22 protein-coding genes are annotated in these 24,627 nt (G+C 70.6%); 7 read left to right on the forward strand and 15 right to left on the reverse strand.

What is annotated here, in order from left to right; translation table 11 throughout:
• The first annotated feature begins 16 nt into the window (after positions 1-16).
• Complete coding sequence (locus ITJ62_RS01625; protein WP_194599419.1) at positions 17-2,275, forward strand: beta-glucosidase; 2,259 nt, start codon at positions 17-19, stop codon at positions 2,273-2,275.
• Positions 2,276-2,285: 10 nt separating this feature from the next.
• On the opposite strand, the gene ITJ62_RS01630 is transcribed toward ITJ62_RS01625, so the two are convergent.
• From ITJ62_RS01630 to ITJ62_RS01655, 6 genes are read right to left on the reverse strand one after another with little or no spacing between them, the layout of a single operon-like run.
• Entirely contained in the window at positions 2,286-3,749 is a 1,464-nt protein-coding gene (locus ITJ62_RS01630; RefSeq protein ID WP_194599420.1) for a glycosyltransferase, read from the reverse strand.
• Positions 3,750-3,758: 9 nt separating this feature from the next.
• On the reverse strand, positions 3,759-4,964 hold the full coding sequence (locus tag ITJ62_RS01635; protein WP_194599421.1) for a glycosyltransferase: 1,206 nt from the start codon (positions 4,962-4,964) through the stop codon (positions 3,759-3,761).
• Positions 4,965-5,016: 52 nt separating this feature from the next.
• Positions 5,017-5,586, reverse strand: a complete 570-nt coding sequence (locus ITJ62_RS01640; protein WP_194599422.1) for a DUF2017 family protein — start codon at positions 5,584-5,586, stop codon at positions 5,017-5,019.
• On the reverse strand, positions 5,583-5,867 hold the full coding sequence (gene clpS / locus ITJ62_RS01645) for an ATP-dependent Clp protease adapter ClpS (RefSeq protein WP_056009029.1): 285 nt from the start codon (positions 5,865-5,867) through the stop codon (positions 5,583-5,585). Before clpS ends, ITJ62_RS01640 begins: the two co-directional genes overlap by 4 nt.
• A 52-nt stretch (positions 5,868-5,919) precedes the next feature.
• Positions 5,920-7,752 (reverse strand): HAMP domain-containing sensor histidine kinase, encoded by a 1,833-nt coding sequence (locus tag ITJ62_RS01650; protein ID WP_194599423.1) that lies wholly within the window; start codon positions 7,750-7,752, stop codon positions 5,920-5,922.
• A gap of 56 nt (positions 7,753-7,808) precedes the next feature.
• A complete protein-coding gene (locus tag ITJ62_RS01655) occupies positions 7,809-8,726 on the reverse strand; it encodes a DUF817 domain-containing protein (RefSeq protein ID WP_194599424.1) in 918 nt (305 codons plus the stop codon).
• 91 nt (positions 8,727-8,817) lie between these two features.
• On the opposite strand from ITJ62_RS01655, the gene ITJ62_RS01660 reads away from it, so the two are divergent.
• Entirely contained in the window at positions 8,818-10,290 is a 1,473-nt protein-coding gene (locus tag ITJ62_RS01660; protein WP_194599425.1) for a hypothetical protein, read from the forward strand.
• A 90-nt stretch (positions 10,291-10,380) separates the two neighbouring features.
• Here ITJ62_RS01660 and ITJ62_RS01665 read toward each other — a convergent pair whose 3' ends face one another.
• From ITJ62_RS01665 to dnaK, 7 genes are all read right to left on the reverse strand, one after another.
• The gene (locus tag ITJ62_RS01665; protein WP_194599426.1) at positions 10,381-11,580 is read right to left on the reverse strand and encodes a methyltransferase; all 1,200 of its coding nucleotides are present in this window, start codon (positions 11,578-11,580) and stop codon (positions 10,381-10,383) included.
• A gap of 42 nt (positions 11,581-11,622) precedes the next feature.
• Positions 11,623-12,015: a RidA family protein gene (locus ITJ62_RS01670; protein ID WP_085511950.1), complete on the reverse strand. Its 393-nt coding sequence runs from the start codon at positions 12,013-12,015 to the stop codon at positions 11,623-11,625.
• Positions 12,016-12,099: 84 nt separating this feature from the next.
• Complete coding sequence (locus tag ITJ62_RS01675) at positions 12,100-12,744, reverse strand: hypothetical protein (RefSeq protein WP_194599427.1); 645 nt, start codon at positions 12,742-12,744, stop codon at positions 12,100-12,102.
• A gap of 81 nt (positions 12,745-12,825) precedes the next feature.
• A complete protein-coding gene (locus ITJ62_RS01680) occupies positions 12,826-13,242 on the reverse strand; it encodes a heat shock protein transcriptional repressor HspR (RefSeq protein ID WP_064297156.1) in 417 nt (138 codons plus the stop codon).
• Between the two features lie 30 nt (positions 13,243-13,272).
• A complete protein-coding gene (locus ITJ62_RS01685) occupies positions 13,273-14,274 on the reverse strand; it encodes a DnaJ C-terminal domain-containing protein (protein ID WP_194599428.1) in 1,002 nt (333 codons plus the stop codon).
• A gap of 2 nt (positions 14,275-14,276) precedes the next feature.
• Positions 14,277-14,951 carry a nucleotide exchange factor GrpE gene (locus ITJ62_RS01690; protein ID WP_194599429.1) on the reverse strand — a complete coding sequence of 225 codons (675 nt, stop codon included), beginning with the start codon at positions 14,949-14,951 and terminating at the stop codon, positions 14,277-14,279.
• 2 nt (positions 14,952-14,953) lie between these two features.
• A complete protein-coding gene (gene dnaK, locus ITJ62_RS01695) occupies positions 14,954-16,816 on the reverse strand; it encodes a molecular chaperone DnaK (RefSeq protein WP_085511953.1) in 1,863 nt (620 codons plus the stop codon).
• Positions 16,817-17,099: 283 nt separating this feature from the next.
• Between dnaK and ITJ62_RS01700 the strand changes: the two genes are divergently transcribed.
• Positions 17,100-17,657, forward strand: a complete 558-nt coding sequence (locus ITJ62_RS01700) for a hypothetical protein (protein WP_194599430.1) — start codon at positions 17,100-17,102, stop codon at positions 17,655-17,657.
• Between the two features lie 112 nt (positions 17,658-17,769).
• Here ITJ62_RS01700 and ITJ62_RS01705 read toward each other — a convergent pair whose 3' ends face one another.
• Positions 17,770-20,352, reverse strand: coding sequence for an ATP-dependent Clp protease ATP-binding subunit (locus ITJ62_RS01705; RefSeq protein WP_194599431.1), 2,583 nt, complete (start codon positions 20,350-20,352; stop codon positions 17,770-17,772).
• A gap of 160 nt (positions 20,353-20,512) precedes the next feature.
• Between ITJ62_RS01705 and ITJ62_RS01710 the strand changes: the two genes are divergently transcribed.
• The 4 genes from ITJ62_RS01710 (at position 20,513) to ITJ62_RS01725 (ending at position 24,161) form a co-directional block, all read left to right on the forward strand.
• Positions 20,513-21,979, forward strand: coding sequence for an MFS transporter (locus tag ITJ62_RS01710; protein WP_194599432.1), 1,467 nt, complete (start codon positions 20,513-20,515; stop codon positions 21,977-21,979).
• Between the two features lie 70 nt (positions 21,980-22,049).
• The gene (locus ITJ62_RS01715) at positions 22,050-22,631 is read left to right on the forward strand and encodes a winged helix-turn-helix domain-containing protein (protein ID WP_194599433.1); all 582 of its coding nucleotides are present in this window, start codon (positions 22,050-22,052) and stop codon (positions 22,629-22,631) included.
• Positions 22,632-22,656: 25 nt separating this feature from the next.
• On the forward strand, positions 22,657-23,754 hold the full coding sequence (locus ITJ62_RS01720) for a serine hydrolase (RefSeq protein ID WP_194599434.1): 1,098 nt from the start codon (positions 22,657-22,659) through the stop codon (positions 23,752-23,754).
• A complete protein-coding gene (locus ITJ62_RS01725; RefSeq protein ID WP_194599435.1) occupies positions 23,751-24,161 on the forward strand; it encodes a hypothetical protein in 411 nt (136 codons plus the stop codon). Before ITJ62_RS01720 ends, ITJ62_RS01725 begins: the two co-directional genes overlap by 4 nt.
• 22 nt (positions 24,162-24,183) lie before the next feature.
• On the opposite strand, the gene ITJ62_RS01730 is transcribed toward ITJ62_RS01725, so the two are convergent.
• Positions 24,184-24,600 (reverse strand): RbsD/FucU family protein, encoded by a 417-nt coding sequence (locus ITJ62_RS01730; protein WP_085511960.1) that lies wholly within the window; start codon positions 24,598-24,600, stop codon positions 24,184-24,186.
• Positions 24,601-24,627 lie beyond the last annotated feature (27 nt).

A 24,627-nucleotide genomic window follows, 5' to 3' on the forward strand; every position in this document is an offset into this window, starting at 1 on the left:
GTGCAGAATGCAGAGCATGGGAATCGTCACCGGGCGCCGGAACGCGCGTCCGCCGAAGCAGCGCCGCGCAGGCGGACCACCCGAGGGCGACGCCTACGACGAGGTCGTGCGGGAGATCCGCGCCGGACGCCTCGACGCCGACGCAGGCGCCGAACGACTGATCGAGCGGCTGACCGACGCGGAGCTCCTCGGTCTGCTCGACGGCGACTCCCCGCGCCGACTCCTCCCGCTGATCCCCGTGCTGCTCCACCGGCGTCCGTTCGTGGCCGGAGCCGTCCCCAGGCTCGGGATCCCGGGGATCCGGTTCAGTGACGGCGCCCGCGGTGTCGTCATCGGCGAGTCCACCGCGTTCCCCGTGACCATGGCGCGGGCGGCCACCTGGGACCCGGTGCTCGAGGAGCAGGTGGGTGAGGCGATCGGTGCGGAGACACGGATCCGCGGCGCGAACTACTCGGCGTCCGTCTGCGTCAACCTCCTTCGCCATCCCGCGTGGGGCCGCGCACAGGAGTGCTACGGCGAGGATCCGGTGCTGACAGGCCGGATGGGGTCGGCAATGACCCGCGGCGTCCGCGTCCACACGATGGCGTGCGTGAAGCACTTCGCGCTCAACTCCATGGAGGACGAGCGGTTCGAGGTCGACGTCTCCGTGGACGACCACGCACTGCACGAGGTCTACCTGCCGCACTTCAAAGCCGTGATCGACGCCGGCGCGGACTCGGTCATGAGCGCCTACAACCGGGTGCGGGGCGAGTACATGGACGTCAACCGTCCGCTGCTCACCGAGGTGCTGCGGGAGGAGTGGGGCTTCACAGGCTTCGTGACGAGCGACTGGGTCTTCGGGACGCACGACGCCGTCGGCAGCCTGGAAGCCGGGATGGACGTGGAGATGCCGCTCCGCCTGCGACGGGCGCACGAGTTGCCCGCCGCCCTGCGGGCCGGCACCCTCCACCACGCCACCGTCCTGCGCTCGGCCCGGCGCATCCTGCGGACGGCCCTCCTGCACGCCGCGACCCGCACCGAACCGCAGCCCTCGGCGGACGTCGTCGCCGGCTCGGCCCATCGCGCGCTCGCCCGACACGTCGCCGAGGAGTCGATCGTGCTCCTCGGCAACCGCCCGGTCGGCGACGGCGTCCCGCTCCTCCCCCTGTCGGCGACGACCCGTCGGATCGCGGTGGTCGGTCGTCTCGCGGATCGGGCGAACCTCGGCGACCACGGCTCGTCGCGCGTCCGTCCGCCGACCACCGTCTCGCCGCTGCAGGGGCTCCGTGAGGCACTCCCCGACGCGGACATCACGACCACCCCGGCCGGGAACGTGCGGGCCGCGGTCGCTGCGGCGGCGGCCGCCGACACGGCCATCGTCGTCGTCGGCTTCGACCAGCACGACGAGGGCGAGTCGGTCGTCACCGGCGGCGTCGACGTCGGCGTCCTCGGGGCGGCCCTGGACTCGGGTCGACTCCGCAGCGCCATCACCGGTGTCGCGCACCTGGCGTCGCGGTTCGTGCGCGGCGGCGACCGCACCTCGCTCCGCCTCCGGCCCTCGGACGAACGCCTCATCCTGGCCGTCGCCGCCGCGAACCCGCGCACGGTGGTCGTGCTCATCGGCGGAAGCGCCATCCTGACCGAAGCCTGGCGTGACCGCGTCCCGGCCCTGGTCCTCGCCTGGTACGGCGGGATGGAGGGCGGTCGTGCCCTCGCCGACGTCCTGACCGGTGTGGTCGAGCCCGGCGGGCGACTGCCCTTCGTGATCCCGACCGATCCCTCACACCTGCCGCCGTTCGACCGCGAGGCGAAGGCCGTCGTGTACGACGACCGCTGGGGTCAGCGGCGGTTGGACGAGGAGGGCCACACACCGGCCTTCCCGTTCGGCTTCGGCCTCGGGTACACGACGATCGACCACCGCCTGCTCGGGCACCGGTTCGACGACACCGGTGGGACCGCCGAGGTCCTCGTGACGAACACCGGTCACCGCGAGGGGTCGACCGTCGTCCAGCTCTACGCCGCCGACACCGCACTCGATCGACCGGTCGCACAGCTCCTCGGGTTCCGGAAGGTGACCCTGCAGCCGGGCGAGGAACGCATCGTCCGGATCGTCCTCGATCCGACACCGACGCTCGAACGCGACCCGGCCACCCGCCGCTGGTCGCCCCGCACCGGCGACTGGGCCCTGCAGGCCGCCCAGCACAGCCCGTCGACGTGGGCGGACGCGACCCCGCTGCGGATCGGTGACAGCGACCTCGACGACGACCCCACCCGACTGCCGGACACAGCCGGCTGACCCGAGCCGATCAGCTCGGGCCGGCCGACTCGAGGTCGGCGAGGCCCTCGACCCGCACGGCGAGCTCGTCGTCCCGTCCGAGGACGGCGCGGAGGAGGCGCTGCGTGTCGCGCCGGACGGAGAGCACGGCGTCGTCGCGTCGCAGCACGAGGGTGCCGTCCGGCCCGGTGTAGCGCTGCTGCAGGTCGTCCAGCTCACCGGCCCGGAGCAGCGCCACCGTGCTGGAGGCCGCCGGGTCGACGAGACGCACGAGGGCCGACTCGCCCTCGAGCTCGCTCGCGACCACCCGTCGGGCGCTCGCGTCGAAGATCGTCTTCTGCGCTGCCCGGGTCACGACGAACGGTCGTGCCGGACCGTCGAGCAGCCGGTCGACGACGTCGCGGGCCGCGTCGGGGCGACCGACCCGTCGGGCTGCGGCCTGCATCCGCGCCAGACGACCCGGCTCGCCGAGGATCCCGTCGATCTTCCACCCGATCGTCGTCGCGGTGTTGCACCGGACGGCCGCACCCTGCTCCATGAGGTAGTCGCCGTTGCGGACCTCCTGCCCGGGGATGGGGTTCACGAGCACCATCGGCAGCCCGGCGGCCATGCACTCCGACGCCGACAGTCCTCCGGGCTTGCCGATGAACAGGTCGGCTCGGCGCAGGAGCTGCGGCATCTCGTCGGTGAAGCCGAGCACGGTGTAGCGGTCGTCGCCGGGCGCGATGAGGTCCTCGACGCTCCGCCGCAGCGCCTCGTTCCGCCCGCACACGATCGTGGCGGTGAACGGCGACCGGAGGTGCAGCGTCTGTCGGACGACCGCGAGCGCGTAGTCACCGCCGGACGCGCCGGCCGAGATGAGCAGCATGGGCGGCGCCGCCGGGTCGCGTTCGGCCGGGGCGCTCGGCTGAGCGGCGATGGGGATCCCCGAAGCCACGACCCGGTCGGGCGGAAGACCGAGGGCCGTCAGCTGGACCCGTCCCTCCTCCCGGGCGAGGAAGAGCGCGTGGAAGGCGCTCGTCAGCCACAGCCCCTGGAAGTCGTAGTCCGTGGTGACGATCGCGGTCCTGGCGTCGACGGCGCCGCGGAGGATGAGCGAGGCCAGCAACTGGGCCGGGAGGAAGTGGGTGCAGATGATCGCCGTGGGTCTGAAGCGTTTGATCGCGCTGACCACCGGCATCGCGTTCGCCCGCGTCCAGGGGTCGAGCGGGCCGCGACGACGGAACGGCGCGTCGCTCAGGTCGTAGCCCCACTCCACGAGCCAGGGCGTCTCCTCGACGAGCACGAAGTACCCCTTGCCGAGGACGTCGCGGTACAGGGAGGTGCTCGCCTGCAGGACGTCCAGCACCTCGACCTCGACGACGTCGGGACGCCCGGCGCACGCCTGTTCCACGGCGGCGGCGGCGCTGTTGTGTCCGGACCCGACACCGGCCGACAGGATCAGGACGCGCTCGCCGCCGTCCGGCCCGGGCTGTTGCTTCGATGTCCTGCGCATGAGCCGATGCTAGCGCGCGGCCTCCGGCGCCAGGGCTGCCTCGTACAGGGCGATGAGGCGGGTGGTCTGCGTCGACTGGCGTAGGGTGCGGGCGAGGCCCGGTGCGACGACAGGCGCGGTACCCGCCTCGATGTCGGCGACGGCACGACGGATCGCTTCGGCGAGCGCCTCGACCCCGCCGTCCGTCGGCTGCCACATCGAGTCGGCCGGGAGCTCCGCCGCGATGTTCGGGTCGCTGATGATCGACGGTGTGCCGAGTGCGGCCGCCTCGAACACGGTCATGCCCTGCGTCTCGAACCCGATCGACGTCTGCACGAGGGCGTCGGCGTCGGCGATCGCGCGCAGCGAGTCGGGATACGAGACACGACCGGCGAAGACGACGTGGTCGGCGAGATCGTGTTCGGCGACGAACGCCTGGGCCTTCGCGAGCAGGAGTCCGGCCCCGTACAGGCGGAACACCGCGTCGACGTCCGCGAGCCGGACCGCCTCGAGGAACTCCATGAGCCGCTTCTCCTGGCTGAAGCGGCCGATCCACACGAACGACGGCAGGCGGTGCGGCACGTGGAGCGTGGTCGCGCGTTCGTCGAGGATCTCGTCGAGCACCGCGTCGTCGACGCCCGTCGACAGGACCTCGGCGTGGGCGGTCACCCCCTGCTCGCGGAGGACGCGCGCGAAGTGATGCGATGGCGCGATGACGACGGACGCACGCTTGGCGAACTCCTGCAGGTAGGACCAGACGCCGGTCGGCAGGGTCGAGAGCCGCGGCCGGAGGACCCGGCGCTGCCACCAGGACAGGGCTCCGACGACGAGGCCCGGCGCAGGCATGGTCTGTTCGATGCCGACGTCCATGCGGTTGTGCATCGTGTGGAGGGCCGGGATCCCGTGACGTTCGGCGTAGCGGTAGGCCGTGAGCGCCTGCCAGAAGTCGGCCTGCACGTGGACGACGTCGACCGGGGGCAGCTCCGCCAGACGTGCGTCGAGCCAGCGGTCGGTGAGCCGTCCTGGCACGGTCATCGAGTACTCGCGGTCGAGCGTGATGGGGATCGAGGGGGTGTCGAGATAGTGCGGGTCGTCGTCGTGCGCCTGGTGCATCCGCGGCGAGCACACCGTGACGGTGTGCCCCGCGGCCTCCAGGAAGCGCCGCTGCAGCCGGATCGAGACCTGGGCCCCGCCGGACGACTCGGGGTGCTGGTCGCTGAAGACGAGGATGTGCATGGTCACCAAGGCTACCCGTGGCATCCGGGTCGCAGGTGTCCGGCGCCGCGACTCAGGCTTCGTCGAGGACGGCGACGATCGACTCCTGCAGGTACCCGAGCCAGGCGTAGATCGCCATCATGAGCTGCGGATCCTGCTCGTCGTCCGAGGTCGTCGGAGCCGGGTCGAACGGCTCCGCGTCGTCCTCCTCGATGCCGAGTCGAGCCGCGATGGTGAGCCGGGTGTCGTTGAGGAACCGCAGCCAGGTCCAGGCCGTCTCGCCCTCGAGGGTCACGGCTGCACCGTCCTCGTGCCCGACCGGGACGTCCGTCGGCTGAGCCGCGTCGGACGCGTCGGCGGTGAGCGCCGCCAGGACGGTCCGCGCCGCGGCCACCTTGCCGCCGACGAGGTCGTCGGCGGTGAAGCGTCGGAACTCCGCGGCGGCCTCGGGGTCGTCGCGGTACCCCTCCGGCACCAGTCGCGCCATGGCGGGGTCGAGCTCCACGGCCGTCGCCAGCCCGGCGCGGGTCGCGTCCTCGAGCATGTCGACGAGCTGGCTCGCCAACTGCTTGAGGATCGAGGCCTCCTGCTCGTCGAGGCGGAGCACGACGGGTCCGACGGGCGGACGGACGAACGCGCTCATGCGTCGGCCTTCGCGAGCGAGGCCCAGAGCCCGTACCCGTGCATGGCCTCGACGTGGCGCTCCATCTCCTCGCGGTTACCGGTGGCGACGACAGCGCGGCCCTCGTGGTGCACGGCGAGCATGAGTCGCTCCGCCTCCTCGTGGGTGTAGCCGAAGTAGCTGCGGAACACGAGGGAGACGTAGGACATGAGGTTCACCGGGTCGTTCCACACGATGGTGACCCACGGTTGCATGGTGAGGGTCGCCTCGTCGACGATCGGCTGGTCGAGGATCTGCGCCATCCTCCAAGCCTCCCACGATGCGTGCCGCAGCGCCTCCCTGACGGCGTCCGACTCAGGAAGCGGACGGTGCGCCGGCGCGCGGCTGGCGGAGTGGCAGCGTGACGGTGAAGGTGGAGCCGCGGCCCGGGCGGCTGGACACGGTGATCCAGCCGTGATGCGCCTCGGTGATGGACTTCACGATCGACAGCCCGAGGCCGACACCGGGCCGGGCCTCGTCGCGGACCTCCCTGGCCCGGAAGAAGCGGTCGAAGAGCTGCCGCTGGTCGTCGGGCGAGATGCCGATGCCGGTGTCCGCGACGTTCACGGTGCAGGTCTTCCCCTCCACCGCGACGGTCAGGACGACGCGCCCACCTCGCGGGGTGTACTTCACCGCGTTCGAGAGCAGGTTGTCGAGGACCTGGCGGAGCCGGCCGCCGTCGCCCTCCAGTTCCACGTGCGGAGGGATCTCGGCTCGGACGATGACACCGGCCTCCGACGCCTGCGGCAGGATCGCGCCCACGCTCGCCCGGGCGATGTCGGCGATGTCGGTGTGCGCGATCCGCACCCGCATCTCGGCGTCGCCCGCCGCGAGCAGGTCGCCGATGATCGCGTACAACTGCTCCGCGTTGCGCTGGATCGTCGAGACCTCCCGCTCCAGTCCGAGCTGCCGCAGGTCGTGCCCCTCGGTGAGGAGGTCGAGGTAGCCGATGATCGACGTCAGCGGGGTGCGGAGTTCGTGGGAGACGTCGATGAGGAACGCTTCGCGCAGCGCCACCGCGTCGGCGAGGTCGGTGACGTCGTGACCGACGGTGATGGTACCGACGAACGTCCCGTCGTCGGTGTGCACCTGTCGCGCGTTCCCGATGATGGCGCGCTGGTTTCCCGGCTCCCCCACCCAGTACAGTTCGCCACGGAAGCTCTCTCCGCGCAGCGCCCGGTTGATGACCTGCTCCTCGGGAAGCAGCCGGGTCTTCCGGTCCGGTCCGTAGACGTGCACGCCGGCACGGGTCTTCCGGTCGAAGCCCGCCAGCTCGGCCTGTTCGTACGTCGCCTGGTTGCGGAGCGCGGCCGTGCCGTCCGGTCGGAAGAAGGCGACGGCGGCGTCGACGGACTCCGAGACCGTCGTCGCGACGGCCGCCGCCTCCGTCGCCGCGGCGAGCGCGATGCGCGCGCGTCCCTCATGGGCACGGAGTTGACGGGCGGCGAGGTGCACGGTGACGGAGATGATGAGGACGAGAGCCGGCAGGATGCAGATCGCACCCCACCCGCCCGGCGTCGTCGGCCATGCTCCGGCGCGCGCCACCGGGATGAGGGAGACGAAGATCGCCCCGAACACCGGGACGGGCAGTGCCGAGACCCCGAACCCACCCGCGAGCCAGAGCACCGGGATGACGATGAGGAGGCCCGACGTCGGCAGGTTCGGCAGGGTGTCGCGGAAGAACCCGACGGCGAGGATGTCGATGGTCGGTACGAGCACGAGCAGACCACGGAGCGCGCCGGACGGTGGCACGGCGAAGAGCAGGGACGTCGCCGCCGCCGTCAGGGAGAGCCCGATGAGGAAGTCGGGTTCCAGCAGGGTCCAGGTCGAGGTCAGCCCGATGTACAGCCCGAGCATCAGGATCGAGGCGATGAACGCGAACTGCGCACCGGCGAAGAGGTGGTTGGTCCGCGGCAGGGGTGCGGCAGCCGCGGCCGGGACTGCGATGCCGACGGTCGGTGGTGCGGGCCGTGGAGCGGCGGCAGGTCGACCCGGGCCGGGCCGGGCCGGGCCCGGCTGAACGGGACCCGACTGCGTGGGGGCTGGCCGAGCGCCGCCACGATCACGGAATCGTGGGTCCTGGGGCTGACGCTGGGCCATGGCTGCTCTCCGGAGGGGACGAGCGATCACCGGGATCGGGTCGCTCACTCCCGAACCCTACCCGGTGCGGGGACAGCCTTCAGCAACCGTTGACAGCAGGCGGCTCAGGTCGGGAGGCGATCGGGGCGCTTCGGCGGGTACACCCAGGTGACCATCACCACCGAGATCATCATGAGGAGGAACCACGACACCAGCTTGGTGAGCGGGACGAGCTGCCAGCCGTCCTCCTGATTCGGGTACAGCCAGGCGCCCGTGATCGTCCCGATGTTCTCGGCGATCCAGATGAAGCAGGCCACGAGCAGGAACGCCACCAGCACGGGCATGCGGTGCGTCCGACGGAACACGCGGAAGTGCATCATCGTCCGCGCGAACACGACGAGGACGGCCGCGAGCAGCACCCATCGCAGATCGACGACGTAGTGCTGGCTGAAGAAGTTGACGTAGATGCCGGCGGCGATGATCGTCGTGAGCCACACCCGTGGATAGCGGTCGAACCGGAGGTCGAAGAGCCGGTACACGCGGACCATGTACGACCCGACGGCCGCGTACATGAACCCGGTGTACAAGGGCACGGCGCCGAGGTGCAGGACCCCGCCGCCGTCGTACTCCCACGATCCGACCCCGGTCTTGAACAGTTCCATGCCCGTCCCGACGACGTGGAACAGGACGATCACCCAGAGCTCGCGGCCCGTCTCGAGCCTGGTGACGATCATGACCACCTGGATGACGATGGCAGCGACGACGAGCGCGTCGTTCCGGGCGAGCCAGACGTCGTCCGGGTACCAGAGGCGGGCGGCGACGATGACCGCGAGCATCGCTGCGCCGAAGATGCACGCCCACGCCTGTTTCGCCCCGAAGACGAGGAACTCGACGGCCTTCGCCCGCGCACCGCCATCGGGGGCGTCGCGCAGGAGCCGGTTGGCCCGGTCGTCGATCCAGCGCTCGACCGCGGTGAGATCGTGCTGATCTCGGCGGCGCGAGCCGCGAGGTGCTCCGTCTGCAGGGGTGGACGGCTCGGACATCGGGCCAGCATACGGGCACACTCGGCGCCGCACCTGAGACGTCGGGAGCACCCCGACGCGGGCTGCGGCGCGCAGCTCCTAGGGTGGGTTCATGCCGCAGAACCGCACGATCCGGACCGCCGCCACGGCGCTGTTCGCCATGGCAGCCGTCCTCGGCCTCTCGGGCTGTGGCGACGTGAACGCGGCTTCCGCCGCCGGGCGGGACTTCGAGCAGCTCCTGGACGGCGTCCCGGAGGTGGCCGATGTCGACACGACCGGGAGCAACACCCTGCCGTGGAGCGGAACGGCATCGGCGTCGGTGCTCATGGACGACGACGTCACCGACGATCGACTGAGCGGGATCGTGGACCGCATCGGTGGATTCCTGAACGAGCAGGCGAAGCGGAGCGGCGGAGCGACGTGGGAGGGCGTCGACCTCACCGTCCGTGAGTTCACCCTGTCCGTCCTCGACCGACGAGCCGACAACGCGACCCAGCTGGAGCTGCTCGCCTCGCTCGAGGACGAGGGCGTGCCGGGAGGCGAGCTGCAGCTCGCCTCCGCTGGAACCGACGGTGCGCGTGCGTCCTCGCTCACCCTCGTGGCGCGTCCCGGAGAGGACTTCCTCGCCGCCTACGACCTGGCCAGGGCGACCGCCGACGCGACACCCGCCTATGCCGCCGCGGTCGTCAGCGGCCGCAGCGACGACGGTGTCGACCCGGCCGAACCCGACGAGGACGATGCCGACGATGCGGCCCCCGGCTTCCCCAACTGGGACGGGGACGCGCGGTTCTCCATCTCCTCAGGCGTCGACGACGACGCGACGGTCAGCGGCGACCCCGGTACGACCCGTGCCGCCTACCTGGCCGTCGCCGAGCAGTTCGAGGTCATCGGCGCCACGCTGACCCCGGACACCCTCGACCTCCGCATCGCGAGCGTCGACGACGTGGCCGCCGCGACCGCGGTGGCGACGGGTGCGGTTCCGGCGAACGTCGCAGTGGAGATCCAGGGCGGCATCGTCACCTGGGATGACGGCGTCCAGTCGGCGGACATGCTGCCGGTCGTCCAGGCTCTCGGCGCGGTGCCCGGCGTGACCGCGATCGCGGCGTCGAGTGACCGCCTCGGGATCACCGTGTCGGATCCGGCGGCGGGTCGCGCCTCCCTCGACGCCCTCGATGCGCTGCCGGCGGCGTCGATCGTCGAATCGCTCCGGGTCGGTGGCCCTGTCGCGAACGGCGGCCCTGGCACGTTCTCGGTGAGCGGCTCTCGCGCGGAGGCCGCATCGCTGTTCACCCTGGTCGAGCAGCTGGCCGCATCGGGCTCGCTGGCCTCGTTCGAGGGCAGCGCCGGCCGCCTGCAGGTGGACGTCCGCGCGGCGGACGACGCGACACTCGGGGCGGCGATCGGGCTCGTCAAGGCCGGCATCGCGCCGGGGACCTGGACGAGGATCGGCGTCGACGGCGAACGGGGGACGTGGTGGTTCGACGCGATCGACACCATCACGATCGACGCCTCCGAGTACGCCGACGAGTCCCCGGAGGAGACCGCGCTCCGCGAGCGCATCGAGCGCCTCTGGAACGCCGCCTGACGTCCACGACTCCTGCAACACCCGTCCGGACCGTCGACGATGCCGGTGCCCGAGCGGCCGGTGCTCGTCGAGCGGTCCAAGCAGCAGGAGTTACGGACGCGGCTCGCCGGCGACCCGGGCGCGCGAGACCGTCACCGTGAACTTCTGGTTGCGCGCGAACTGCGTCGTCGGACCGACGAGCCGTTCGAGGGCAGCCCGGTAGCCGAGGTGCGAGTTCCACACGACGGCGAGGGTGCCACCCGGCTGCAGGACACGGGCGGCCTCGGCGAACAGGTCATGGGCGACGCCCGTGTGGACGGTGGTCCCGCTGTGGAACGGCGGGTTCAGGACGATGAGGTCGACTGACGCGTCCGGCTGCATCGACAGGCCGTCGTCGCGGAGCACCGTGATGCGCTCGGCCAGTCGGCGGTCGGCGTCGTCGTTGGCGGCGATGGTCGCGGTGGTCGAGGCGACCGCTGCAGCGGACTGGTCGGTCGCGATGACCGCGAGCTCGGGCCGGGCGATGGCGAGCGACACCGCGAGGACGCCGGTGCCGCAGCCGAGGTCGACGGCCGTCCGGGCGTCGGGCGCGATCTCCGGCAGCGCCTCGAGCAGGAAGCGGGTGCCGATGTCGAGCTTCGTGCCGGCGAACGCCGCGCCGGCGGCGGCGATGGTCAGACCGATGTCGGCATGGTGCTCGGTGCGCAGCGCGGTCGAGGCCGTGGAGTCGCCCTCCTCACGCTCGCCCTCGACGGCGTCGGTCGCCGGGTCGCTCGCGCGGAGCACCCGGGACTTCTGACGGGCGAGGCTCGCGGTGACGGTCGAGAAGCTCCGACCGAGGACCTCGTTCATCGCGGGCGTGAGGTGCTTCACCCGGCCACCGGCCAGGAGACGGACGTCGGCGGCGCTCCAACGGGCCACGGCGGCGGCGATCTCGTGCAGGGCTTCGAGGTGCTTCGGGAGTTGGAGGAGGACGAGTGATGCACCCGTGAACAGCTCCTCGCCGAGCGGCAGGTTGCGGAATCCGCCGTCGACGCCGAGGCGTTCGGCGTTGGCGGCGAGCGCGCGTTCGCCGACCGCCGCGTCCTGGTGGACCCGGACGTCCGTCGCCCCGAGGAGCGCGATGGCCCCGAGGGTGAGCGCCCCGTAGGCGTCGCCGACCACGACGATCTCCCCGGATGTCGGCACGTGACCGTTCAGCGCCGCGGCCGCTTCGTCGAGCAACAGCCGGTCGGTCGCGTCGACGGCGAAGAGGTTGGGTGCCTCGTGATCGGGGAACCGGCGCAGCGCGTCGAAGGAGAACTCGGGCATCCCCTCAGCGTACCGGCGGGCCGTCCGCACGGGTTCGCGCGGTCAGGACGCGGGGACCGCCGCCACCGCGTCGATCTCGACGAGCGCTCCCGGGCGTGCCGGGGCGACGGAGACGACCGTCACCGCGGTCCGGCGACCACCCCAGACCGCCGCGGTCGCCGCGTAGCCGTCGGACGGATCGATCCCTGGCGCGAGGTAGATGGTGAGCTTCGCGACGTGTTCGGGCCCGGAACCGGCCTCGGCGAGCACCGTGAGGACGTTCCGGAGCGCCTGTTCCGTCTGCGGACCGAGGCCGTCGAGGAGTGCGCCCTCGGCGTCGACGCCGTTCTGCCCGCCGATGAACAGCGTCGGGCCGGCCGGGAGGATCATGCCCTGCGCGAAGGCGGGGCTCGTGTACATGGAGGGCGGATCGACGGCGATCGGCGGCGTGGACATGGCTGCTTCCCTTCTGGAGCGGTGACACAGCCAGGACCGGCTGATGCAGCGATTCTGCTCCCGGGGACCGACACCGTCCAGTGGTCAGCCGCGCCGGCGCGCGCGTCGAGCCGGCTTCTCCGCCTTCACGGCTCGGAGGACGGCCGGGAAGACGAGGACACCGAGCCCAGCGGAGACGAAGAGGTTGACGACCGTGGCGATTGCGACGCCCTGGCCGAAGGCTCGCACGGTCTCGAGGCCGCTGGCGTCCTCGGCGCGGACGGACGCGATCGCACCGAACACGATCACGAGGCTGATGACCGCGAAGATGAGCTGCAGCGGGACGGTGGCCCACATGCCCCAATGCGTGACGGCTCCTGCGCGACGCACGCCGTGACGCCGCAGGATCCGCAGGCTGAGTGCGATGCCACCGAGGAAGGCGACGACCCCGAGCGCGACGTACCCCCACACCCAGGCACCGAACGGCGGTGTCAGGAAGAGCAGGATGAACCCGAACACGCGCGAGAAGCCGTCGACCCATTCGGCCTCGCCCGCACCGAGCAGGACGCCGACGAGGATCGGGGCGCCGATCACGACGAGCGTCAGCAGCGGAAGCACGCCCGCGATGACGCCGAAGTACATGAGCGGGTAGGCGGTCAGTCCGGTCAGCCGGGCGCCGCGCCGCCTCCGGGCCGTCGCGGGTGCCGTCTGCGCCGGGTCCGGCTTCGTCACCACGGGCTGAGCGCTCATGCCCCAACCCTACGCGTACACGAAAGCGCACTCGTGGTCGTCATCCGTGCGAGATGACGACCACGAGTGCGCTTTCGTCGACTACTCGGAGAGCGACGGCCGCCAGACGACGACCTCGGTCCGGCGGCGGGTGCGGGTACCGCTTCGCATCGGGACGACGCTCCCCTCCATGCCGGCGGCGAACACCCGGTTGCCCGGGGTTCGCAGCAGGGCGTTGGCGAGCGCGTGCTCGAGCTCCCGCACCCGACCCTGGAGCGAGCTGACCTCGTTCTCCAGGGTCAGGATGCGGGAGATGCCCTCGAGGCTGACGCCCTCGGCACTGAGCCTGGACACCTCACGGAGCTGGGCGATGTCGCGCATCGAGTACCTGCGTGACTTCCCCGCGGTCCGCGTCGGCGACACGAGCCCGAGCCGGTCGTACTGCCGAAGGGTCTGCGGGTGCATGCCGGCGAGCTCGGCAGCCATCGCGATCGCGAAGACCGGCGAATGCTCGTCCATGCTTCCTGCCCTTCCGTGTGCTGCTGGCTACTAGCCCCGAGCCCGAGCGATGAGCTCGTCGCGGGGGTTGTCCTTCGGCTCCAGCTCGTGGAACCGTTCGAGTGCTTCCTTGGCCTCGCCGCCGAGATGCGCCGGGACGACGATCTGCACGACGGCCAGGAGGTCGCCGGTGCCCTTCGTCGTCGCGACACCACGGCCCTTGACGCGGAGGACGCGGCCGCTCGGCGTACCGGGGGCGACGCGCAGCTTGACGGGGTCGCCGCCGAGCGTCGGAACCTCGATCGTGGCGCCGAGCGCGGCCTCCACGAAGGTGACCGGCACGGTGACGCGGAGGTTCAGGCCGTCGCGTTCGAACACGGGATGCTTGCGGACACTCACGGTGACCACGATATCGCCGGCTTCGCCGCCGTCCGGACTCGGCTGCCCCTTGCCGCGCAGGCGGATCTTCTGTCCATCCGACACACCCGCCGGGATCTTCACCTTGATGGTGCGTCCCTCGGAGGTCTGCAGGGAGATGGTGTCGCCCTGCGTGGCCGTGATGAAGTCGATCGTCGTGTGCGCGGTGATGTCGCGGCCCGGCGTGGGTCCGCCGTAGCCGCGGAAGCCACCGGAGGTCTGGCCGAAGCCACCCTGGCCGAACATGCCGCCGAGGATGTCCTCGTACCCGGGAGGCGCCTGCTGGTAGCTGTAGCTCTGGCGACCGCCTCCACCACCGCCTCCACCGAACATCGTCCCGAAGACGTCCTCGAAGCCGCCCTGGCCGCCGCCGGCACCCGGGGCGGTGAAGCGTGCTCCACCGCCCATGGCACGAACGGCGTCGTACTCCTTGCGCTGCTCGGGGTCGCCGAGGACCGAGTGGGCCTCGCTGATCTCCTTGAACTTCGCTTCGGCCTTCGCATCACCCGGGTTGGAGTCCGGGTGGTACTGCCGGGCGAGCTTCCGGTAGACCTTCTTCAGTTCCGCCGGCGTCACGTCCTTCTTGACGCCGAGGACCTTGTAAAAGTCCTTGTCGAACCAGTCCTGACTCGCCATGGCTAGCTCGCCGGGACCGCGACGACCACCTTCGCGGCGCGCAGCAGGGTGGAGCCCAGGTGGTACCCGGTCTCCACGACGTCGAGGACGGTCTCGCCCTCGGCGCCCGGCGTGGGCTGCTGGAAGATGGCCTCGTGCACGTTGGGGTCGAAGGTCTCGCCGACCGCTCCGAACGGCTTCAGCCCGAGCTTCTCGGCAGCGCCGCGGAGCTTGGCCGCGATCTGCGTGAAGGGGGCGTCGCCCTCGAGGTCGCCGTGCTTGTCAGCGCGGTCGAGGTCGTCGAGCACCGGGAGCAGGACCTTGGCGACCTCGCCGGTGGTGCGCTCGCGCTCCACCTCGCGGCCGGCCTCGGTGCGCTTCCGGTAGTTCGCGTACTCGGCCGTGACGCGCTGCAGGTCGCCGAGGCGTTCTGCAGCGAGCTGCTCGGCCGGGGAGAGGTCGCCGCCCTGCATGGGCTCCTCGGGAGCCGCGTTGAGGATGTCCTCGACGGTCAGCTCGTCGTCGGCGGCCGGTGCGTCGGCGCCGGCGGATTCGGCAGGTGCGCCCGAGGGGGCCGACGCGTCGGCGTCAACCCCCTCGGTGCCAGGCTGACGAACCTCGCCGGTCTCCGGGTCGATCCGCCGCTTGTCACGGATGATGGGATCGTCCTGGTTCTGGTTCTGGTTCTCGTCAGTCATGGTTACTTCTTGTCCTTGTCGTCTTCGTCCTCGACGACCTCGGCGTCGACGACGTCCTCATCGGAGGTCGCCTCCTCAGCCGGGGCCTCGGTTCCTGCGGCGGACTCGGAGGCCTGCGCCTGGGCGTAGATCGCCTCGCCGAGCTTGACCTGGCTCTCGTTGAGCTTGTCGAACGCGGTCTTCACCGCGTCCTCGTCCTCACCGGCGAGCGCGCTCTTCAGGGCGTCGACATCGGCCTGGACGTCGGTCTTGACGTCCTCGGGCAGCTTGTCGTCGTTCTCCTTGATGAGCTTGTCGATCGAGTAGGCGAGCTGCTCGGCGCTGTTGCGGACCTCGGCCTGCTCGCGGCGGGCCTTGTCGTCCGCAGCGTGCTCCTCGGCCTCGCGGACCATGCGCTCGATGTCCTCCTTGCCGAGGGACGAGCCACCGGTGATGGTCATCGACTGCTCCTTGCCGGTGCCCTTGTCCTTGGCGGACACGTGCACGATGCCGTTGGCGTCGATGTCGAAGGTGACCTCGACCTGCGGCACACCGCGCGGAGCCGGCGCGATGCCGGTCAGCTCGAAGGTGCCGAGGTTCTTGTTGTCGCGGGTGAACTCGCGCTCGCCCTGGAAGACCTGGATCGCGACGGACGGCTGGTTGTCGTCGGCCGTGGTGAAGGTCTCGCTCCGCTTCGTGGGGATCGCGGTGTTGCGCTCGATGAGCTTCGTCATGATGCCACCCTTGGTCTCGATACCGAGCGACAGGGGGGTGACGTCGATGAGCAGCACGTCCTTGCGCTCACCCTTCAGCACGCCGGCCTGGAGGGCGGCGCCGACGGCGACGACCTCGTCAGGGTTGACGCCCTTGTTGGGCTCCTGACCACCGGTGAGCTTCTTGACGAGCTCGGCGACGGCGGGCATACGGGTCGATCCACCGACGAGCACGACGTGCGCGATGTCGGAGACCTTCACGCCGGCCTCGGCGATGACGTCGTTGAACGGCTTGCGGGTGCGCTCGAGGAGGTCGTTGGTGAGTTCCTCGAACTTCGCGCGGCTGAGCGTCTCGTCGAGGTTCGCCGGGCCGTTCTCCGTGAGGGAGAGGTACGGGAGCTGGATCGAGGTCGACATCGAGGAGCTGAGCTCCTTCTTCGCCTGCTCGGCGGCTTCCTTGAGGCGCTGCTTCGCGATCTTGTCACCCGAGACGTCGACACCGGTCGAGTCCTTGAAGCGCTTGATCAGGTAGTCGACGACGCGCTGGTCCCAGTCGTCTCCACCGAGGCGGTTGTCACCCGAGGTGGAGCGGACCTGGATGGTGGAGAAGTCGTCGTCCTTGCCCACTTCGAGCAGCGAGACGTCGAAGGTACCGCCACCGAGGTCGAAGACGAGGATGAGCTCGTCCTCCTTGCCGCGGTCGAGGCCGTAGGCGAGGGCAGCGGCGGTCGGCTCGTTGATGATGCGGAGCACGTTGAGGCCTGCGACCTCACCGGCCTCCTTCGTGGCCTGACGCTCGGCGTCGTTGAAGTAGGCGGGGACGGTGATGACCGCGTCGGTCACGGTGTCGCCCAGGTACTGCTCGGCGTCGCGCTTCAGCTTCGCGAGGATGCGAGCGGACAGCTCCTGCGGCGTGTACTTCTTGCCGTCGACGTCGAACTTCCAGTCGGTGCCCATGTGGCGCTTGACGCTCGCGATGGTGCGGTCGACGTTGGTGACGGCCTGGCGCTTCGCGGTCTCGCCGACGAGCACCTCGCCGTCCTTGGTGAATGCGACGACGGAGGGGGTGGTGCGGAAGCCCTCGGCGTTGGCGATGACGGTGGGTTCTCCACCTTCGAGGACGGCGACCACCGAGTTGGTGGTACCGAGGTCGATGCCTACTGCACGTGCCATGTGTTGGTTCTCCTTGTGTTGACTGCCGGTTCGGAACTCGTCGACTCGGGCGGCATGCTGTGGGCGTCCGGCCGACTCGACGAGCTCGGCACCGAGCTGGTTGATGGGGTGATGCTGGTGTGACGTCGAGACTTGAGTCCCGATGACTCAATGCTACCGAGGCCCGGTTTCGACGTCAAGAAAGTTGAGTCCGCCTGGCTCAACTCCCAGCGGATGGCCAGTTTGCGCGATCCCCGTGCTGCCCCTGATCCGCCGGACTCGGCACGACTCCTAGGCTTGGGGGATGTCGCGCCGCCACTCCCCTCGTCTCCTGACCGCCCTCGTCGCAACGATCGGAGCCCTCGCCCTCGCCGGGTGCGGATCCGGAGCGCCGTCGCCGAGCTCCACGACCATGAGCACTCCGAGCGCCACCCCCACCTCGACGCCCTCCGCCGAGGCGACCGAGACGGCCACAGCTGCGACGTGCGACACGATCCTCACTGAGCAGGGATATGCGGACCTCGCGCAGACCCAGATGGAACCGCGGGCGTACCAGGTCACACGGACCGACCTGACGTTCCTCGTCGACGCCGGTGGCGTCGCGTGCACCTGGACGAAGCCGCAGACCGACATCTCGGCGACGGTCGCGCAGGCACCATTCGACGAGACGGCCTGGGCTGCCAAGCAGGCCGAGCTCGAGGCCGCCGGATTCGTCGAGAGCGACGAGTCCGGACTCCCGTTCCTCCTCGAGCCGACCGACCCGGGCGGCAACCTCTCCGGTGGCTTCGTGTGGCAGGACGGGCAACTCTTCTACGTGAGCGCGCCGAGCCTGCTGGATTCGGTGCAAGGACTTCAGGAGTAGGAACCCTCCGGGCCGCTCCGGTCACCGAGCCTGTCGAGGTACCCGCGCACAGACGACGACAGGCTCAGGGTCCGGCGCACCGGTCCCTGAGCCTGTCGATCGATCTCCCGGCCTAGGCGGCTTCCGCCACCACCGCGGAGCGCTCGGTGACGACGACCTTCCCGCCGACGGCATCGACGTGGACGATCGAGCCGTCGCCGGCGCCACCGCCCACCACGAGCTCGGCGATGCGGTCGTCGACCTCACGCTGGATGAGGCGACGCAAGGGTCGCGCACCGTACTCCGGCTCGTAGCCGAGCTCCGCGAGGAGCGCGAGCGCCTCGGTCGTCGTCTCGAGTGACGCACCGCGCGCGGCCAACCGTTCGGTCGTGCGGCCGAGCATCAGTCCGACGATCTCCTGCAGCTGCTGCTGGTCGAGCTTGCGGAAGAGGACGATCTCGTCGATGCGGTTGAGGAACTCCGGACGCATCGCCTCGCGCAGCTTGCCCATGACCCGGGCACGCAGTGCCTCCTCGGAGCCGAAGCCCGTCGGGTCGTCGGCGCCACCGGCCACGAAGCCCATTGCACCGGACCGCGAGGCCAGAAACTCGGAGCCGAGGTTCGAGGTCATGACGACGACGGTGTTGCGGAAGTCGATCGTCCGCCCCTGGCCGTCGGTCAGGCGACCGTCGTCGAGGACCTGCAGGAGCAGGTTGAACACGTCCGGGTGCGCCTTCTCGATCTCGTCGAACAGCACGATCGAGTAGGGGTTCCGGCGGACGCGCTCGGTGAGCTGGCCCGCCTCGTCGAACCCGACGTACCCGGGAGGGGCGCCGACGAGTCGCGACACCGTGTGGCGTTCGCCGAACTCGCTCATGTCGAAGCGGATCACCGAGTGCTCGTCAGCGAAGAGGGATCCGGCGAGCGCCTTCGCGAGCTCCGTCTTACCCACGCCGGTGGGGCCGAGGAACAGGAAGCTGCCGACGGGTCGGTTCGCATCCCCCATGCCCGTGCGGTTGCGACGGACGGCCTTCGACACCGCGGTCACGGCGTCGTGCTGGCCGATGACGCGAGCGTGCAGTTCGTCCTCGAGGCCGGCGAGACGTTCCCGCTCGCCCTCCGTGAGCCGACTGACCGGGATGCCGGTGGCGCGGGACACGACGCCGGCGATCTGGGCCTCGTCGACGACGGCGTCGCGGTCGGTGCGCGCGCCGGGGCCGTTGGAGGCGGCGTCGAGCTTCGCCTGCACGGCGGTGATCTCATCGCGGATGCGCGAGGCCTCCTCGTAGTGCTCGGCCGACACGGCAGCGTTCTTCGACGCCTCGAGTGTCGCGAGCTCCTCGACGAGGGCACTCACGTCGACCGCCTTCCCGAGCCGCAACCGCAGCCGGGCTCCGGCCTGGTCGACGAGGTCGATGGCCTTGTCGGGCAGGACGCGGTCGGGCAGGTAGCGGGCCGAGAGCTCGACGGCGGCACGGAGGGCGTCGTCGGTGAAGCGGACGTCGTGGTGCTCCTCGTACGCCGGACGGAGACCATCGAGGATGCGGACGGCGTCCTCGATCGACGGCTCGCCGACGCGCACGGGCTGGAAGCGGCGTTCGAGTGCCGGGTCCTTCTCGATCCCGCGGTACTCACGGAGCGTGGTCGCACCGATGAGGTGCAGCTCACCGCGAGCGAGACGCGGCTTGAGCATGTTCCCGGCGTCCATGCCGCCCTCGCCGGAACCTCCGGCGCCGACGACGGTGTGGACCTCGTCGATGAAGACGATCAGCTCGGAGCGGTTGGCTGCGATCTCGTCGAGCAGGCCGGTGAGGCGCTCCTCGAAGTCGCCGCGGTAGCGGGTTCCGGCGACCATGGCCGGCAGGTCGAGCGAGACGACGCGCTTGCCGCGCAACTGCTCCGGGACGCCGCCGTCGACGATCGCCTGGGCGAGCCCCTCGACGACCGCGGTCTTGCCGACGCCGGCCTCGCCGACGAGGACGGGGTTGTTCTTGGTGCGGCGGGAGAGGATCTCGATGGTCTGCTCGATCTCCTCGGAACGTCCGATGACGGGGTCGAGCGACCCACCTGCGGCGAGCGCCGTGAGGTCGGTGCCGAAGCGGTCGAGCATCGGGGTGTCCGAGTCGAGGTCGTCGGCATCGCGGTCGTCCTGGTCCTCGGTGGCGACGCCGGGGTCACCGACGGTCTGGCGCATGCCCTGGGTCAGCGCCTCCGCCGTGACGCCGGCGCGGGCGAGGACCTCACCGGAGGGCGAGTCCTGGTTGATGACGAGCGCGAAGAAGAGGTGCTCGGGGTCGACGTACGTCGATCCGGCGGCGCGGGCCACCTGGTAGGCGTGGAACAGCGCGCGCTGGGCCGACGGCGTGATGGCCGGGTCCTTGACGCTCGGCGAGGACGCCTGCGGCAAGCGCTGCTCGGCGGCCTTGGCGATGGCCTTCGGGTCGACGCCGAGGCGCGCGACGGCGTCCTTGGCGGGCTCTTCGCTCACGATGACGCGCAGGATGTGCAGCGCGTCGAGCTCGTTCTGGCCGCGCTCGAGCGCGAACCGGCCGGCGCGCTGCAGGATCTCCTGCGTCCGTGCGGTGAGGAAGCGGCTGAGATCGATGGTCCGCGCCGAACGCGCCCGCTCGCCCTCGAGGTATCGGGCGAGGAAGTCGTCGAACGACGACGATCCGCCGTCTGCTGCTGCGCCGCCCTGGGTGAAGTCTTCGGGCACGTGAACCTCCTGGATTCAAACTTGAGTGTCGTACGCTCAAGTCCAACGCGGGGCGCCCGAAGCTATTCCCGACAACGATCCGCGTCCCAGCGAACCCTCAGCCATCGCGCTGCGGGACGCGCGCTACCGCCCGTTCACCAGGCGGCACTAGCCTCAGTGCATGAGCACGACTCCCCCAGGTGGCACCGACGACACCGGCCGGACAGGTGGGCCCGGCGACGAGGCCCCGCGTCTCGGATCCCGGCCCCGCAACTTCCCGCCACCACCGCTCGTCACCCCCGACGCCGCAGCAGCCACCGTCGACCTCGACACCTCGCAGGTCGCCGCAGTGAAGGCGCAGGCGGGTCGTAAGGGTCGCATCTTCGCGTGGAGCCTGTGGGACTGGGGCTCGGCGTCGTTCAACGCCGTCGTCACCACCTTCGTGTTCACCGTCTATCTGACGAGCGACTCCTTCGGCGAGGAGGCCGCGGTGTCGGCGTCCCTCGGGTGGGCGCTCGCCGCCGCCGGACTGCTGATCGCGATCCTCGCGCCGGTCGTCGGCCAACGGTCGGACTCCGCCGGGCGACGGAAGTTCTGGCTCGGCTTCAACACCTACGTCGTCGTCGCGATCACCGCGCTCCTCTTCTTCGTCGCCCCCGATCCGAACTTCCTCTGGCTGGGCCTCGTCCTCCTCGCGGTCGGCAACATCGTGTTCGAGTTCGCCGGCGTCAACTACAACGCGATGCTCGCCCAGGTGTCGACGCCCACCTCCATCGGCAAGGTCTCCGGTCTCGGCTGGGGCATGGGGTACATCGGCGGCATCGTGCTGCTGCTCATCGTGTACTTCGGCTTCATCTCCCCCGAGGTCGGACTCTTCGGCGTCACCGGCGAGGACGGCATGGACGTCCGCGTCGCGATGCTCGTCTCCGCGGCGTGGTTCGGGATCTTCGCCCTGCCCGTGCTCTTCGCGGTGCCCGAGTACCACGCACCGCAGGCCGTCGCCCGGCCGCACGTCGGGTTCTTCGCCTCCTACGGGGTGCTCGCCAAGAGCATCGCGGAACTCTGGCGCGACAGCCGACAGACGCTCTACTTCCTGCTCGCGAGCGCCGTGTTCCGGGACGGGCTCGCCGGCGTCTTCACCTTCGGTGGCGTCCTGGCCGCGGGGACCTTCGGCTTCTCACCCGGCGAGGTGATCATCTTCGCGATCGCCGCCAACGTCGTCGCCGGCGTCGCGACGATCACGATCGGCCTGCTGGACGACAAGGTGGGCCCGAAACCCGTCATCGTCGCGTCGCTCATCGGCCTCGTCATCGCGGGAAGCGCCGTGTTCTTCCTCCACGAGGGCGGCGCGACGATCTTCTGGATCTTCGGGCTCATGCTGTGCCTGTTCGTCGGCCCGGCGCAGTCGGCGAGTCGCTCGTTCCTGGCGCGCATCATCCCGGAGGGCCGCGAGGGTGAGGTCTTCGGCCTCTACGCCACGACCGGCCGCGCCGTGTCCTTCCTCGCACCGACGGCCTTCGCACTGTTCGTCACGCTCGGTGGGGCGCAGTTCTGGGGGATCCTCGGGATCGTGCTCGTGCTGCTCATCGGCCTCGGACTGCTGATCCCGGTGCACGCGAAGCAGGGGCGGCTCGCCTCGCGGGTGTGACGCCGCCACCGCTCGGGCCAGAGGACCTTCTAGCTTGATTTCGTAATTACGATATTTGTACACTTGGGTCATGACGACCATCGACCCCGGCGATCACGAGGCACGTCTGGCGCGCCTCGAAGCCGCCGTGTTCGCCCGACCGGCCGACGACGACTCGACCGCCGGGCGACCGGATGACGTTCCGTCCGCAGCCGCCACCGGCGATGCCGACGACACCTTCTGGGCGCTCCGTGGGCTCGAACAGCGCACGGCGGCGCTCGAGCACGGGGCGGTCCTCTTCACCGGATCGGTCGTCGCGGGCGGCGGACCCGTGCAGTGGCAGTACGCCAGAGCGACCGACGACCTCCTCGCGCTCAGTGACGACCCCGACGCCGCGGAATCAGCAGGCTCCGGTCCACTCGCGACGGCGGCATCGCGACTCGCGGCCATCGGCTCCCCCGTCCGACTGCAGCTGCTCCTGGCCGTCGCCGACGGCACCTCCGCACTCGCGGACCTCGGCGAACTCGACGGCATCGGGACGACCGGCCAGGTCTACCACCACGTCCGCGTCCTGACGGCAGCCGGCTGGCTGCAACCCGCCGGCCGCGGACGGGTCGCGGTCCCACCCATGCGACTCGTCCCGCTGCTCGTCGCCGTCGCCGCCATGGAATGACCTCCGACCCCAGAAAGGACCCCGCATGACCGCCACACCACGCAGCACGTCCCGACCCAGACGGGTCTGGGCCATCGCCGCCGTCAGCACCGCTGTCGCCCTCGCGGTCGGGCTCGCCTTCCGGCCAGGGCCCTCGACGCTTCCCCCCGAGGCCACCGGCGACGCCGAACTCGCGGCGACCGTCCGCGAGCTCGCCGGCCCCGACCGCAAGGCCCTGCTGGCCGTCGTCGTCACCCCGGACGGTACCCGCACCGCGACGATCGGCGCCCAGCCGGACACCCGGTTCGAGATCGGGTCGGTGAGCAAGGCCTTCACGGGACTGTTGCTCGCCGACGCGATCGAGCGCGGCGAGGTCACCCCGGACACCAGGCTCGGTGACCTCCTCGAACTGGGCGACGCGCCAGCGGCGGACGTCACCCTCGCGCAGCTCGCCACCCACACCTCCGGCCTGCCCCGGCTGCCGATCGACCTCTCGACGATCCTCTCCTCGACGTGGTTCGCGCTCACGACGGCGAACCCGTACGGCGAGGACCTCGACCAGCTGCTCGAGCAGGCGCGGTCCGCGTCCCTCGACACCCCGAAGGGCACCTACTCCAACCTCGGTTTCGAACTGCTCGGTGCCGCCCTCGGCTCGGCCGCCGGCACCAGCTACGCCGACCTTCTCGAGGAGCGGATCACCGGTCCGATGGGACTCGAGTCGACCAGCCCCGTGAGCGATGCAGCAGACCTCGGCGACCGGGACCTCCTCGGTGAGACCGCCGGCGGACGGACCGCCGCCGCATGGACCGGCACAGCGATCGGGCCCGCCGGTGGCATCCGGTCAGACACGGAGGATCTCGCCCGTTTCGCGGAACGACTGGCCGACGGCAGCGCGCCGGGCATCGAGGCACTCGACCCACAGGCGGCGTTCGGCGATCGCGAGATCGGCTGGGCCTGGATCACCGATCGGAAGGCGATCGACGGTGAGGACCTCGTCTGGCACAACGGTGCCACGGGCGGCTTCGCGTCCTTCGTCGGCGTCGTCCCGGCGACCGGCACCACAGTGGTCCTCGTCTCAGCGACCCAGGAGTCGGTCGATGCGGCCGGTGTCGCCCTCCTCGAGCAGATCGGAGCAGCACGATGATCGAGATCCTGATCCCCACCATCGTCGCCCTCGTCGTCGCGTGGATCCTCGCACTGCAGGTCGTCCACGCGTGGAGTACGGGACGCTGGGCGGCGACCGAGCGCTACCGACTGGTCGTTGACGCGGTCGACAGCATCGTGATCCTCGCCCTCGTCCGTGCCCTCGCCGCGCCGGTCGGCATCTGGTCCTGGGCGTGGGTCATCGCCGTCGCGATCGTCGGCTTCGGACTCGCCGGAGCCGCCCTGCGCTGGCGCTCACTCCCCTGGCACGCACCCAAGCCGAAGCGATCACTCGACGAGCACGGGGCGACGGTCGAGACCGCGGTCGAACCCCGCACCCGCGGTCGGCAGGTCCTCTCGGGGATCTACGCCGTCGTCGGTGCCGCGATCGTCGCGCTCTGCTGGTGAGCGACCGCAGCCCACGGGCAGGTCAGGCGCCCGGGAGCACGAGGCCCTTCCGCAGGGTGACGTTCCCGTATTTCCTGGTCTCGCCCGTGCGGATGATGAGGAACGCCGTGGCGGCCTCGTCGTAGTAGGCGAACCGGTCGACGAAGCGCACGGCGTCCTCGGTCGTGCCGGCGGCGGCGATGAGTTCGCGCTGGACGTCGAGCACCGTACCGTCGGCACTCGTCATGAGGTCGAGCACGGGCTCGTCGTCGAGCGGGATCACCGTGCGCACCGCTCGGAGGACCTCCGGCGTCGACAGCGTCGGCAGCACGACGACGCGTTCGCCGAGCCGGGCGGCCGGGAAGTGCGCGTCGGCGATCACCACCGCGTCCGAATGTCCCATCGCATCCAGGTGCAGCAGCAGTTCGCCGCTCAGCACCGGGTCGATCCCTGTCAGCATGGTGACCTCCTCGTCATGGTTCCGTGT

The sequence above is a fragment of the Plantibacter sp. VKM Ac-2876 genome, from assembly GCF_015350715.1.
Taxonomy (GTDB): domain Bacteria; phylum Actinomycetota; class Actinomycetes; order Actinomycetales; family Microbacteriaceae; genus Plantibacter; species Plantibacter auratus.